At 67.6% G+C, this 12,253-nt stretch carries 11 protein-coding genes, 2 tRNA genes and 1 pseudogene; 4 read left to right on the top strand and 10 right to left on the bottom strand.

Going from position 1 to position 12,253, the window contains the following annotated elements; translation table 11 throughout:
- Positions 1 to 108 precede the first annotated feature (108 nt).
- Entirely contained in the window at positions 109 to 1,077 is a 969-nt protein-coding gene (locus ACQPYA_RS00110) for a hypothetical protein (protein ID WP_433530600.1), read from the bottom strand.
- 266 nt (positions 1,078 to 1,343) lie between these two features.
- Between ACQPYA_RS00110 and ACQPYA_RS00105 the strand changes: the two genes are divergently transcribed.
- On the top strand, positions 1,344 to 1,691 hold the full coding sequence (locus ACQPYA_RS00105) for a hypothetical protein (protein WP_433530599.1): 348 nt from the start codon (positions 1,344 to 1,346) through the stop codon (positions 1,689 to 1,691).
- Positions 1,692 to 1,694: 3 nt separating this feature from the next.
- Here ACQPYA_RS00105 and ACQPYA_RS00100 read toward each other — a convergent pair whose 3' ends face one another.
- The 4 genes from ACQPYA_RS00100 to ACQPYA_RS00085 form a co-directional block, all read right to left on the bottom strand.
- Complete coding sequence (locus ACQPYA_RS00100; RefSeq protein WP_433530598.1) at positions 1,695 to 2,597, bottom strand: hypothetical protein; 903 nt, start codon at positions 2,595 to 2,597, stop codon at positions 1,695 to 1,697.
- Positions 2,598 to 2,602: 5 nt separating this feature from the next.
- On the bottom strand, positions 2,603 to 3,241 hold the full coding sequence (locus ACQPYA_RS00095) for a hypothetical protein (protein ID WP_433530597.1): 639 nt from the start codon (positions 3,239 to 3,241) through the stop codon (positions 2,603 to 2,605).
- Positions 3,242 to 3,338: 97 nt separating this feature from the next.
- Positions 3,339 to 3,590: a hypothetical protein gene (locus ACQPYA_RS00090; RefSeq protein ID WP_433530596.1), complete on the bottom strand. Its 252-nt coding sequence runs from the start codon at positions 3,588 to 3,590 to the stop codon at positions 3,339 to 3,341.
- 199 nt (positions 3,591 to 3,789) lie between these two features.
- A complete protein-coding gene (locus tag ACQPYA_RS00085; protein WP_433530595.1) occupies positions 3,790 to 4,917 on the bottom strand; it encodes a hypothetical protein in 1,128 nt (375 codons plus the stop codon).
- A 938-nt stretch (positions 4,918 to 5,855) separates the two neighbouring features.
- Here ACQPYA_RS00085 and ACQPYA_RS00080 point away from each other — a divergent pair.
- The 3 genes and pseudogenes from ACQPYA_RS00080 to ACQPYA_RS00070 all read left to right on the top strand — a co-directional run.
- A complete protein-coding gene (locus ACQPYA_RS00080) occupies positions 5,856 to 6,746 on the top strand; it encodes a DUF2637 domain-containing protein (protein ID WP_433530594.1) in 891 nt (296 codons plus the stop codon).
- A 437-nt stretch (positions 6,747 to 7,183) separates the two neighbouring features.
- Entirely contained in the window at positions 7,184 to 8,128 is a 945-nt protein-coding gene (locus ACQPYA_RS00075; RefSeq protein WP_433530593.1) for a replication-relaxation family protein, read from the top strand.
- A gap of 1,068 nt (positions 8,129 to 9,196) precedes the next feature.
- Positions 9,197 to 10,228, top strand: a pseudogene (locus tag ACQPYA_RS00070) (recombinase family protein); the annotation flags it as partial.
- A 57-nt stretch (positions 10,229 to 10,285) separates the two neighbouring features.
- Here ACQPYA_RS00070 and ACQPYA_RS00065 read toward each other — a convergent pair.
- The 5 genes from ACQPYA_RS00065 to ACQPYA_RS00045 all read right to left on the bottom strand — a co-directional run bounded on the left by ACQPYA_RS00065 (position 10,286) and on the right by ACQPYA_RS00045 (position 12,252).
- Complete coding sequence (locus ACQPYA_RS00065) at positions 10,286 to 10,768, bottom strand: hypothetical protein (RefSeq protein ID WP_433530592.1); 483 nt, start codon at positions 10,766 to 10,768, stop codon at positions 10,286 to 10,288.
- Between the two features lie 37 nt (positions 10,769 to 10,805).
- Positions 10,806 to 10,878 (bottom strand) — tRNA-Ala (locus ACQPYA_RS00060).
- Positions 10,879 to 10,912: 34 nt separating this feature from the next.
- Positions 10,913 to 11,041, bottom strand: a complete 129-nt coding sequence (locus ACQPYA_RS00055) for a DLW-39 family protein (RefSeq protein WP_217705935.1) — start codon at positions 11,039 to 11,041, stop codon at positions 10,913 to 10,915.
- Between the two features lie 44 nt (positions 11,042 to 11,085).
- A tRNA-Ile gene (locus ACQPYA_RS00050) sits at positions 11,086 to 11,159 on the bottom strand.
- A 172-nt stretch (positions 11,160 to 11,331) separates the two neighbouring features.
- Positions 11,332 to 12,252 (bottom strand): DUF3566 domain-containing protein, encoded by a 921-nt coding sequence (locus ACQPYA_RS00045; protein ID WP_433530591.1) that lies wholly within the window; start codon positions 12,250 to 12,252, stop codon positions 11,332 to 11,334.
- Between the last annotated feature and the right edge of the window lies 1 nt (position 12,253).

The following is a 12,253-nucleotide window of genomic DNA, read 5'->3' as shown; positions in this document are numbered from 1 at the left end:
GATATGTCGGTGCCAGTGACACCAGCGACCTTGGTCGCCAACGTGGCCCCGTGCATCGCGGTCGATCTCCAGGCTCTCCCGTAGGCGCCACCGGAAGCGCAAGCGTGACTATCGCCGCTCATTATCCGCCTGAAGTTCACGGACGAGGGCTTGCCGCTCCTGCTTGGTCAAGCGTCGCCTCAAGTCGCGGGCGGCAAGAGCAACAGGATCCGGCGGCGTAGCCGCTGGCTTCTGGGCGCGGATCTTGCCCAGCACCCCAAGCCGGCGAACCTTGCGCACTTCGCGCTCGTGGCAGGCCTGGTCGATGCAGCGAAGCCCCTTGCGGCGGGGGTGTTGCGCTCGGTAGGCGGCCGGATCATTCTGAAAGCTGACTGGGATAAAGTGGTCGGTGCCAAGATGCCCGCAGTTGAGTTCCACCTTCCAGCTCTGAACCAGTACGTCGGGAAGTTGTTTGCCGAGTGCGACGATCTCGACGTCGGCGTCTGGATCCTCTGGTGCGCACATGCGGCACACCATGAAGTCACCGACCCGGGATTCCTCGTTCTCAGCTCGCAGTACCGAGCTTGCGTGCCCACACGCCAGGGTGACCGACCACCGCTGCAGCGTCAGGCCGAGTCCGGCGTGTTCCGGCTCGGGTTCGCCTGGCTCGACATAACGAATGGCGGTCCGGCCGTCGTTGAGCTGGCACGACCAATAGATCGGGCACGGCGCCCGCTCGGGTGGTGGCTTGGGTTCATCGGTGCGCTTAACCAGTGAGAAGTCCTCGTGCCCGCATTCAAGTGTCAGCGCGAAGGCTACGATCTCGGTAGGTGACGGCAGCGGCGGTAGATGTATGTCGAGGAGGAGATTTGCGGCGACTGGCCCGAACTTCTCAGTGGCGGAGCGGAGCCCCTTCTCCCGTCGATCATCATGCGCTGCCTCCCATTCCGGCCAGCGAGCCCGAGCCTGGGTAAGGGTCACCTTGAAGGGCGGAGGCCCCGCCGCCTCCGCTTCCAACCGGCGGAGAAGCTCCCGCCGCTCCTCGCGGCGTCGCCTTCGTCGCTCGACATCAGTTACCAGATCTTCGGGGACAGTCACAGTCGTACTAACGAGCGGGGCACCAGCGGTGATGTGCGGGTTCGCGTAGGCCTTTCTGTAATCATCTAGGCGCCTGCATTGAGCCATCTTCAACTGGATAGCGCCGGTCAGCAACCCGGATAAGTCGATAGCCGGGTGAGGCGGGGCTCCCGGTAAGACAGCAATCCAAGGAAGATGCCAATGCCGGGTGCCTCGTCGGACCGCAGTGCCGCTGTCCGGAAGTCGAGCTTGCTGGCGATGTCGTACCTCCGTAGTACAACTGACTCATGGCCCACGCCGAAGACATCCCACCCAGCGTTGCCAGCATTGCTGAGTACCTCGCAATGATGGCCAGGGGCTACGAGAACCACCTGAAGTGGAACGAACAGGCGAAGTTCAAGGCCGATCTCATGAACGCCCGCGACCGGTGGCTCGGGATCACACCTGATGCCTTCGTGGCGAAGCTACGCCGAGAAGGCATGCGCGAGGAGGACATCCTCGAACTCGTCGACTGGCTCAAGAGGGCTCAGGCTGGCCGGCGTCTCGTCCCGCAGCGTACGTACCGAGATCACATCTTCAGCCCACCTCCTGAGGCCCTGAGCAGTGACCTAGGGCAGCACAGCCGGATCTGGTGACGCTCAAGGCACGGGTCGTATGCGTGACTGACGGTCGGCTTGCTTGGCCTGCTGCGCCCCACCTTCCGGTTCAGCGGGATCGAACGTCCTGAACCCGCCAGGCGGCACGCATTCGCCCATCAGGGCTATGTTTTCCAGATGGTTGCGCGTGAAGATCTCGGTGTAGACCATCCGGTCCTGGAGCGACTGGCGCCTGCCATTCAATCGGAAGCCAGCCCATGCCTGGATCTCCGGCGCGATGGCAACGCCCGTCAAGTCCGCCGTGATCTCCCGTGGCCGCAGCGGTTGGCTGGCCGTGAAGCGCCCGACCACCAGTTCCCGCTCGATGTGGCTGTACGGCTCGACGGTATCGTCGAACTGAACGGTGACGCCGCTCGGTGGCGCAACCCGGATGCGGTGCTCGTCGACACGGCCGAGCCCGACGTGGAGCACTCGGTGGCGATCCTTCCGGGCCAGCTCGTTGACCCACCAGGTCAGGTTGCTCTCAGGGCCCCATGGGGACTGGTAGGGCTGCGACTTCTCAAGCGCCTCGATGATGTGCCTCGACAGCATCGTGAGGCGTTTTGCTTGGCTCTTGAACTCGGTCGGAGTCGAGCAGATTGGGTACTGGATGCGCTCTGCCTGCGGCGGTGGATTCTGGCCGGTGGTCGCGGCGGCCAGGGCGTAGATCGCGTTGTCGAGCGATGCCCGTAGCGCTGCCAGCCACTCGGAGAAGATCAGGGCCAGCTCGACCGGCGCTGGCTCGCGCATGACTGCCAGGATCTCCAGTGTGCAGGGATTGACATTCCGGACGTCGATGTCCCACGGATGCACCGAGATATACCTCGCCCAGCACTGAGCGAACTCCTGGCGCTTGACGGACACGCGGTCGAGTCGCGCGAAGGCGAGATCGTAAAGTTCCTGCACAGCCGTTACGCCAGCTTCTCGAGAAGTAGGCGCAGTCGCTTGGCTCCCTTGTCGGAGACGCCCTGCGACAAGACGTAGGACGCTGCTTGCGCCGGTGGCAGACGGCCGGACTGGACATGGTGTCCGAGGTGGGTGTGGGCGTGCTGCTTCTCGTGCAGGCCAGTCCAACCGTTATCGCCGCCGAAGGACACCGCGTGATCGAGGTCGGCCTTGACGTCGTCCGGGATGCTGCTCGTGCTCGTACTACCGTCGAGCAGGTTGATGGCTTCCGCACCCGCCGCCCACTCAGCAAGCGGGAAGCTGACCGTCTCCACGACCGCGAGCGAGTAGCCGCGGGCGAGATCGAGCGCGAACTTCAACGTTCGCTCATCCGGCACGTAGGCCAGCACAGGACCGCGATCGAACCGTTGCTTGCCCTGCGGCGTGGCCCGACCGCCACGGCGAGCAATCTCCTCTAGGCATCCGATGTCGACGCCGTTCTGGAAGGTGTTGGTCACCAGGAGCGGGGCTACCCCTTCGATCTTGCTGCGCCCCCAGATCCAGTCCGCAGCAAGGTCGGCGGCGTCCTCCCATGGTCGCTCCGGGTCGTCATCGGGTACCCAGGCTGCCGCTTGTAGGTACGTCGAGGGGTGTAGCTCGGCCACCCGGCCACCACCTTTCTCGAAATCCTCTGGTTGCTGCCTTGAGCGTCCCACGGACCACCGACAGTGCTGGTGGTCCACCGGCCGTTGGCGGTCGCGACTACTTGCGCCACCAGGTGGCCCGGCCGCGCATGCCGTGGTGCCAGGTGTCGGCTTGGTGACGGGTGTTGTCGATGGCCTGTTGGTCGCGTTCGGAGCGGTATTCGCGGTGGGGTTTGTGTGGGCTCCAGTCGCCGATGAAGGGGCGTAGGTCGCTGGGCTTGGGTTCGATGTCGAAGTCGATGTCGGCGAGGGAGCGGTCTCCTCGGGTGGGTCGAGGCGGTCGGCGGCGGCTCGCGCCCAGTCGATCCATCGGGCGCGGTTTGCCGAGTTTGCCGATTCGTTGGGCGTGGCTTGTTCGAGGGCGTCGCAGAAGGCGCGGATCTCGTTGGCGGAGGTCCAGGAGTCGTAGGCGCGCCGGAATGCCTTCTTGCGTAGGAGTTCGGCGGCCTGGGGGCGGGCCTCGTCGAGGGCGGTCTGCCAGCGGCGACGCTTTTCGGCCTCCTGCCGCTTCATCTCGGCGACGTATTCGTCGTGGGCTCGCTGGGCGGCCAGTTTGGCTTCCTCGTCGGCGGTGATGCCGGCTTCGACGTCTCGGATGATTCGGGGAGGCGTTTCTCCAGCGTGGTGCGCTTGTCGTCGGTCCAGGTGTCTTTCTTGTCCCAGCCGGCGCGGGCGATCTCCAGCCGCAGCCGGCCGGAGGCGACCTTGTCGGTTTTGGGGATCACCAGCCACCGGTTGCGGCGCAGCTGACGGGTTTCCTCGGCGGTGGGGACGTGGGGGACTTCGTCGTACTCCTCGATCAGCCTGACCTTTCGGCGGGTCTTGTCGACCTGGAGGTAGACGGAGGGGTTCTTGGTCTTGGTGTTCACTCCGACCCGGTGGCCTCGTCGTCGGGCCTCGGCGGCGAGGCCGCGGATCAGGTCCAGCGCCCGGGGGACGGATGCCTCGGTGACCTCCAGCCCGGCTGGGTTCTTGTCCAGGGCGGCGAACACGAGGTCAGGATCGGTGGTGACGCGACGGGTGTTGAGTCGGATCCGGTTCCAGTCCGTCTCGTCCGGGTTGTTGTCGTTGGACAGGCGGATGATCAGATCTCCGGCGGCGCGGCCGGTGTGCTTGAGATGTGACCCGGCGGGTACGAGGCCGTGCTGCTTGGCGGCGTGGATGACTCGCCGATACCGGGCGCGTTCCTCGGGATCGGGACTCTCCACTCGCACGGTTCCGCCCTCGGCTTGGAGGCGTTCGACGAGTTGTCGGGCCTGCTCGACCGTCACGGCGGCGGGGGACGGCGTCGAGCCGGCCGCCTCGGAGGCGTCACCGGCTCCCAAGTGGGCCGGGGCCGGCTTGCCTTGCTTGGCGGTGGTGGTGGTCCGGACACGCTGACGCGGTGCCGTCGTGCCGGCCGAGAGACGGTCGGGGTGGTCGGGGTGGATGCCGTTGTCGAGGTAGAAGCGGCCGGCGTCGGTGATCTGGGCCCGCCACACGCCACCTCGACGGCTGATGTCGACGAGGCGACGGGTCTGCAAGGCCCGAGCCGTGTGACGCTGGTCGGCCCCGTTGGGGCCGCTGAGGTCGTCCCCGTCGCCGATTCGCCGCAGCACCAGCAGTTGATGTTCCTTCAGCGGATCCCATCTCTGCATGCTCTCGACCTTCGACGGCTACGACCTGATCCGCAAGGAACGACACTCACCACTGCATGGAGACGGGCGGCAGTGCCGTGACCATGTGCAGACGGCCCTACTCGCTGACCGCCTCCGCCCGCATCGCCTGAATGATGAGAAGACCGTCCCAAGGAGTGAGCAGAACAGCAGGGGATTTCGCGGTGGCTGTGTGGACGCAGAGGTACTGCCTGTCATTGGAGGCGATGGTCCTGGACTCATCCGGACTGGCGGCGTGGGGCGGGCGGGTTGCCCGGTGAATTCGGGGTTGACTCGGCGGGTGGTGCCGGGGCGTACTGGTTGTGCGTTCTCGTACCGCCGCTTGGCGCGGTGGGGCCATGGAGAGGCAGGCATTCCCGGAGTTGGGGTGCCTGCTGTCGTTCGTGTCGACGTTGTCGCGGGCGTGGAGTGATGGGAGGACCCACATGAAGGTTCGGCTGCCGGCGAGTTGAGCCGCCGCTTCACCTCGGGCGCTCTACGTGCGCGCTGTTGGTGAGTTCTGCCCCTTTGTGGCTCTGCTGGCCCGTGTCCTGTGTCCGTTGCTGAGCGTGGCCTGTCGTGCGGGCTGCGCGACGCGTTCTGCCCTTTTCGCCTGCCCCTGCGCGGGGTCCGGCTTGTTCGTTGATTCGTCCACAGTGATCGTACGACCTCTGCGTGCGAATGAGGTCCGCCCGGCCGGGCGTCACCCGGCAGGAACACGCCTGTCCGGAAGCGTGATCGCAGGCGGTCGTCCCGGGCGGCCTTCATTCGCCTACCTCGAAACCCTACGACCATTCATGGAGCAAACAAAGTGACTTCATTCAACATCAATGTGGTGGGGCTGGCGGCGGTGTCCGTCGAGCCCGCGGTTTCGGTTCGCGCTGGTCTGGCCGTCTTGGCTGGGGCCGTGCACGGGCGGTCTGTCGACGGGTGGTGGGCCGTTGGCGAGACCTGAGCATCGACCCGATGACCGGTCCGGCGAGGTGCGGTCGGGGCGGGAGCGGCTGGAGGATCGCGTCCAGGTGCTGATCATGTTGTTGATCGGTGGTGCGGCGGGCGCGGCGTCCTTCCGTCACGTCCATGACGTGGCCGCCGCGCACGGGCAGCCGGGCTGGCTGGCGTGGGCGGACGCGGTCGTGCTGGAGCTGACGTCGATCGCGGCGGGCCTGGAGCTGCGCCGCAACCGGCGGCTGGGCAAGAGCGTCGCGTTCCCGGCGACGGTGTTGACGGTGGCGGTGTTCCTGTCTCTGGCGGCTCAGGTGGTCGGGGCGGAGCCGTCGGTGATCGGCTGGATCGCCGCCGCGTTGCCGGCGCTCGGCTTCCTGGCGATGGTGAAGATCGCCCTCGGCCGCGCTGATCCTGCCCCGCTCCACCACCGGACAGCCCCGCCCGCCTCGGACAGCCGGTCCGGGCGGGTCGGGTCCGGACCAGTTTCCGGCACCGACGCCACGGTCCCGGACTCCGCTGAGACGGTCCCCGGACCGGCTGCGCCGGTCCACGCCGGCACGTCCGCGGTCCCGGACTCCACCCCGGCGGTCACCGCCACCGCCCTGGACGGGCAGTCGACGGTCCCGGACCGGCGCAACAGCCACGCGGGGGTCCGGGACGGTGGGCCGGAGATCGAGGCGTTGGTCCCGGTCGCCCGGACCGCCGCCCGTGCCCTCGCGGCCCAGGGGACACCGTTGTCCCGTAAGGCCCTCGCTCGACAGCTGCGCGCTGACGGGCGCCAACTGTCCAACGCCACCGCCTCGGCGCTCGTACGTGTCCTGCGCGCCGAACCCACCCCACCCCGTCAGCTCTCGCCGGATCTGTCCCCAGCAGATGTCGCGTGACAGATCCCCGATTTCTGTCAGTCGAAGCCCCTTTCGCGGCTCGGTCAGGTTCTGTCAGGAAGTCCATGTCTGACAGAACCTGACCGGTCCGACGAGCGTGCGCCCGCCGTCCGTCTCGCCGGTACGACCAAGGTGCACCAGCCAACACTTGCGATCAAGGAGCATGAACGTGTTCACCCAGCTCAACGTTCACTATCTCGGCCGGCGACACGGTCGCCGGTCCACGTCGCGCGTTTTCTCGCACCACCAAGGTCATGGTTCCGGTGTGGCTGGCCGTGTGGCTGTCGGTGTCGATCGCCGTGTGACCGTCGGTCTTGACACCGACCCCCGAACCGACCCCCTACCCCGACTCACAGCCCAGGTCAGCCCCGCTCCCAGGGCTGCGGTCCGGCTCCAGACAGACCCTCATCCTGGGGGTCTCCCCCCTGGGGGCACGTATGCGTAAACGCCTACCGGCTCCGGATCCGCTGCTGCGGTTGCAGGCCAGCATCACCGGCCGCGATGACCGTCTCCTCGGCTGGCTCTACGACCACGGCGCCTTGACCACCGACCAGGTCGCCGCTGCCTTGTTCCCGTCCCTGGACTTCGCCCAACGCCGGCTCCTGCGCCTCACCACGGTGGGGGCGACCGACCGGTTCCGACCCAACCGACCCGACGGCGGCTCCTACCCGTACCACTACGTCCTGGACCAGCTCGGCTACGACCACGTCCACGCCCAACGCGGACTCGGACCACCACGCCGGGACCAGGCCCGCCGCCGCAAACAGTCCCTCACCTCACGCCGGGACCTGCCGCACCTGCTCGGCGGCAACCAGTTCTTCATCGACCTCGCCGCCCACGCCCGCACCCACCCGCACACGGCCCTGGACCGCTGGCAACCCGCCTCCGCCTTCCACAGCCCCGGCGTGTTCTACCGCAAGGGCGGCAACCCGCAGATCATGGTCCACGGACCGACAGGACTGCCCCGCCCCGACGGGGCCGGGGTGTGGACCGAACACGGACGGTCCGTGCCCTTCTTCCTCGAGTACGACACCGGCCGCGAACGCCTCGACATCCTCACCGAGAAGATCGCCAAATACGAGCGGCTGTTCGCGATGAGCACCTGGGCGTGGCCCGTGCTGTTCCACCTCCCCTCCGCCCGCCGCGAGGCGAACCTGCACCACCGCCTCGCCGCCGTCCCCGGCCTGGAGACGGTTATCGCCACCACCACCGCCGAACTCCGCACCGCCCTCAACGCCAGTCCCGCCGAACCGGTCTGGCAACTCGCAGGCCTCGGCGCCGTCGGCCGGATGCGGCTGGTCGACCTGCCCTACACCGACACCCGCCACGACACCCAGTTCCCCACCCCCACGCCGGCAGGCATGAACGGATGGGCGCCCTGACGGCCCAGGAAAGCGGGTGTGTGGGCTACACGCCGCCGAACAGCCGCATCTGCCCCACCGATGGGCCGCTTGCGTCCGCCGTGACCGTCAGGCGGCTACCAGCGGCTCCGTCCACCGGCGCGGCATCGACGTCGGCCGGGTGAACCAACTGAAGGAGGCACCCCGCTGCCGGGCGGGCACGGAAGCACGACCCCTCACCACTGGCCCCGGTCGAGGAGGCGCCGGTCGACTCTCGCGAGCGAGGCTCATCGCCCGGCGGGCGTTGCGGGCGGCAGCGCACACGCCCCGCTGCCCGACACACTGCAGGTTCCGGCAGTCGCCCCGGGAGTCGGGCTGATGAGCGGCGACGACATCGAAGGCCAACCGCCACAGCAGCGGATCGGTCACATCGTCAGGGATGACAGCCAGGCGGCTGAGTCGTTCGCGAGGCACGGCAGACCTTTCCTCGGAAGGGAGCACATGGTCGGCCGCCCGCCTACCCGACCGACGGCACGGACACGATCGACGCTCACCACTGCCAAAAGGTCAAGTCATCCTGGCCAGCACACGCCCTGACCTAACTGCCAGCGCCGCTGGCCGCTGGGCCGCACGTCACTCAACCATCGCCAAATTCAACCCAGACACACGAACGATCCATCCACTTTCAGCACCGCTAATGCTCGTTCATGTCGCGCAGGAAGGACACCCCATGCGTGAAGGACTCCGACTCCAGTTGACTCGCATGCTTTTCGGAGGACAGTGGCGAAAACGCCCCACCACGAAAACGCCGTCGGGAGGTATCCTGACGAAACGTACCCCGGTACCACCACAACACATGGTGGTGCAATATCCGACCACACCAGCAAAACGCAAGAATCGGTCCCGATGGTTATCGCGCGGATCGACACCGTACCCATGACCGCCGACGAACTCGACAACGCCGCCGAAGCCCTCGCCGTCCTACTCAACCACTTCCTCGACGACCACCCCCACCTCACCCCGTAGACCAGCCAACCCGGACAACCGCTGGCGGCCGACTCCGGCCGCCAGCACTCCGGAGCCTCTGACCTCGAAGGACGACCTGCCACAATGCCCGACACGCCACCCCTCACCCCGCCGAGGCGACGCGGCCGACGCGCCCACCCGACCACCGCCGCCGAGCAGCCGACCGGCCCTCGCCGAGTCTGCGTCTACATCCGCCGCTCCACCGACGACGAACACCAACCCTTCTCCCTCGACGCCCAACGCGCCGCCTTGGAGAAATACGTCGCGTCGCAGCCCGGCTGGATCGTCGTCGCGGAATACGAAGACGACGCCTCCGGCGCCACCACCGAACGCCCCGGACTCAAGAAAGCACTCCACGCCGCGAAAGCCGGCCTCTACGACATCCTGCTCGTCTACCGACTCGACCGATTCAGCCGCAGCGTCGCCGACCTCCTCGACCTCATCACCATCCTCGAAGCATCAAACGTCCGATTCTCATCCGCCACCGAACCCGTCGACACCGGCGGACCCTTCGGCCGCATGATGCTCCAACTCCTCGCCGTCTTCGCCGAATTCGAACGCAACATCATCATCGACCGAGTGAAAAGTGGCATGACCGCGAAAGCCAGCAAAGGAAAATGGGCCGGCGGCACCCGCCCCTACGGCTACCAACTCGACCCCAACCACCGCCTCGTCCCCCACCCCGACGAGGCACCCATCCTCCGCGACATCTACCGCCTCTACACCCGCGACCGACACGGCACCCGCGCCATCGCCACCATCCTCAACGAACGAGGCGTCCCCAACCGCACCGGCAGAAAGTGGTCCGGACACACCATCAACCGGATCCTCGACAACCCCGCCTACGTCGGCGACATCGCCTACCGCGACGTCTACGTCCCCGACGCCCACGACCCCCTCATCGACCGGGCCACCTTCCAACGCGCCCAAGACATCGCCAACGCCCGAGGAGACACCCAAACCCAACGCGCCATGTCCGACTCCGACTACTACCTCACCGGCCTACTCACCTGCCCCCACTGCGGACAGCGCTACATCGGCACCTCCGCCAAAGGCCGCACCCGCCGCTACCGCTACTACACCTGCTTCACCCGCACCCGCTACGGCAAACACGCCACCTGCCCCGCACCCAGACTGCCCGCCGACGACCTCGACCAGATGGTCCTCCAGGCCCTACACGACTTCTATGCCACCGCCGAACCCGTCCTGACCGCCATGATCGAACGCGCCCACGCCCAACGCGACACCACCAGCGACGACCGACGCGCCGAACTCGGCGCCACCGCCCACCAGATCACCACCACCGAGGCAGCCATCAGCCGCTACCACAGCGCCTTCGAGAACGGCACCATGGACGACGCCACCGCCGGACCTCGCATCCGCGAACTCCGCCAACGACTCGCCCAACTCCACACCCGCCACGCCGAACTCGAAGCCGACCTCGCCACCCAACCCGCGTCCCCGCCGCCCGCCACCATCACCCGGATCCGCGAGCACCTCACCACGATCATGGCCAGCGGCAGCACCACCGAACGCAAAGCCGCTATCGAGACCCTCATCGCCGAGGTGCGGATCACCGACCAGGGGGTCGTACCCGTATTCAAGATCCCCACCGACACGACAATGCCCCCGCCCAACCCGGACGGGGGCACTCACGATGAACAACCACCGGTTCGCACAATGGTGCGGTCGGTGGAGCCCAGGGGACTCGAACCCCTAACCCCTGCCTTGCAAAGGCAGTGCTCTGCCAGTTGAGCTAGGGCCCCGTAGGCGGACGATGCCGCCTGATGGTCGGCCGCGTCAGCGCAGGTCCGGCGAGGTGGTCGCCTCGTGCCAGAGGGCGCGTTCGTCGTTCGCTTCCTTGATCTTCTTGGCCACCACGGCGGCCACACCGACGACGCCGGCCAGAATCAACAGCTTCTTGAACATCGGGGCTACCCCTCACGCTCGACGTGCCGTCGGACCATGTGCGGTGGGGCTAGCTGGAATCGAACCAGCGACCTCAGAGTTATCAGCTCTGCGCTCTAACCGACTGAGCTATAGCCCCGCGTAGCGACGAGCAAGGTTAACTCATCCGCCCACGCCGCCCCAAATCGGGGTCGCGGCACACCAGCACCCCTGCCGTCGCCCCTGAACCTACCGGAGCAGCGCCGGCACCCCCACCCAGATACGGAGCCGGGCCGGCCGCTTCCCGCGGTCGGCCCGGCGGCGTCGTCGGGTCAGTCGCGCTCGGCGAGGGTCAGCTCGATGCCGCCCACCAGGTCGGCGCAGACGTTGTACACGAACGCCCCGAGCGTGGCGAGCGCCGTGAAGAGCACGATGTTGACCGCGCCGATCAGCATCGAACTGAAGATCACGCCCTTCGCGGTGATCTGGAAGCCGTTGGTGCTCTGCCCACCGCCGGCGTTGACCAGGTCGCTCAGGCTGTCGTTCACGCTGGTGAAGACGCCCATCGCGTCCAGCGCCAGGTACAGCACCGAGGTCGCGACGACGATCACGATGAACAGCACCACCGACACCGCGAACGCGAACTTCATCACGGACCACGGGTCGATCCGCTTGAGGTTCAGCCGCGCCCGGCGCGGTCCGCGGGAGGCGGCCGAGCTGACCGAGGTACGCGCGGCACGTACCGCCTCACCCACCCGGGCGGCGCCCACGGCGGGCGTGCCGATGCCCGGGGGCAGCCCGCCACCGTTCGCCGGGCGGCCCGGGCCCATCGACCGGGTCGTGTCGGCCTGCGGACCGAGCCCGGTCACCCGTGGCTGGGTGCCGGTCACGCCGGTGCCGCCGGGTGTCGGCAGCACGCCGGTTGCACCCGCCGGGGACTGGCCCGGTCGGGTGCCGATCGGCTGGGTGGTCGACGGCTTTCCGGCGGTGGTCGACGCGGCACCCACCGCGCTGGTGGGCTCGGCGCCCGCCTTCTCCTCGGCGACGTCGGCCTCCTGGGCGTCGGCTGGCTTTTCCGGCGGCGGAGCCATACCGGGAGCCCGGGTGAACTTCGGGGCAGGCGCGTCGGCGGGGACCGTGGCCCGGCCCACGGCCGCGCGGCCGGTCGGTGGCGTGCCGCTCTGCGCGGCCTCCTCGTCGACCGGGTTGGCCGAGGTCCCCGCGTTCCCCGACTTCGCCTGTGTCTCCGTCATT

The organism is Micromonospora sp. CA-263727 (genome assembly GCF_050942455.1).
Taxonomy (GTDB): domain Bacteria; phylum Actinomycetota; class Actinomycetes; order Mycobacteriales; family Micromonosporaceae; genus Micromonospora.
The sequence above is the reverse complement of the archived record's forward strand: the minus strand, read 5'-3'. Positions and strand labels throughout refer to the sequence as shown.

Bases quoted from the DNA above. Each gene is read 5' to 3' on its own strand.
- ACQPYA_RS00105 (WP_433530599.1), top strand. From the start codon at position 1,344: ATGGCCCACGCCGAAGACATCCCACCCAGCGTTGCCAGCATTGCTGAG.
- ACQPYA_RS00090 (WP_433530596.1), bottom strand. From the start codon at position 3,590: ATGGATCGACTGGGCGCGAGCCGCCGCCGACCGCCTCGACCCACCCGA.
- ACQPYA_RS00085 (WP_433530595.1), bottom strand. From the start codon at position 4,917: ATGCAGAGATGGGATCCGCTGAAGGAACATCAACTGCTGGTGCTGCGG.
- ACQPYA_RS00075 (WP_433530593.1), top strand. From the start codon at position 7,184: ATGCGTAAACGCCTACCGGCTCCGGATCCGCTGCTGCGGTTGCAGGCC.
- ACQPYA_RS00055 (WP_217705935.1), bottom strand. From the start codon at position 11,041: ATGTTCAAGAAGCTGTTGATTCTGGCCGGCGTCGTCGGTGTGGCCGCC.
- ACQPYA_RS00045 (WP_433530591.1), bottom strand. From the start codon at position 12,252: ATGACGGAGACACAGGCGAAGTCGGGGAACGCGGGGACCTCGGCCAAC.